This window comes from Tissierella sp., from assembly GCF_052089545.1.
Taxonomy (GTDB): domain Bacteria; phylum Bacillota; class Clostridia; order Tissierellales; family Tissierellaceae; genus Tissierella_A.
In genome coordinates, this window is the sequence record NZ_JBQDAA010000236.1 from 2,694 (window position 1) to 3,380 (window position 687).

The window sequence follows — 687 nt, forward strand, 5'->3', positions numbered from 1 at the left end:
AACACATTCATACTCCCTATTTAATAAATATTTAGTAGCTTCTGATTTAGCAACTATAAGACCTTGAGATATGATACCCACTTTTCTAGGGCATTTTTTTATATCCTCTATACCTCTATTTACATATTCAATTCCTGCTTCATCTATCCATGACTTACCATCCCATACAGCAGATGGCATATCTAATAAGGTGTTCATCTCTTCCTGCCATTGCCATATGAGGGTTTTTGGAACAATAATGAGTACAGGTTTATCTCCATATAAAGCCATAAGTTGTGCTGACATAGCAAGTTGTATGGTTTTTCCAAGTCCTACTTGATCAGCCAAAACATATCTTGCGCCATGATCTTTTTTGTGGTCTTTAAATGCTAAATCAACAAAATACTTTTGATGCTCCCAGAGCCCTAGATGTTCTCTATAGACTGGAGATTCTACCGCCGTACTTGAAGGTTTAGTATCATTTTTTCCCTTCCAATCTTCTACTGTTTCTATTACAGTTCTATCTGAAATTCTTTTTATATCTTCTATTATAAAATCAGATAATGCTACAGCTGATTTATCATTCCATAAAGAATCAAATTCCTCTTGGACCCAATCAATAGCTTTTTTTGAATCATCTTCCCAAACTAATTCATAATTTAAATCCCAACCAAATTTAGACTCATTTACACTTCCTAGAAAAGATGT

General features: G+C 33.8%; 1 protein-coding gene. It reads right to left on the reverse strand.

The features are described 5' to 3' along the window. The coding region (locus ACTHW2_RS12195) for an SNF2-related protein (protein WP_442264186.1) at positions 1-687 on the reverse strand (687 nt) is incomplete at both ends.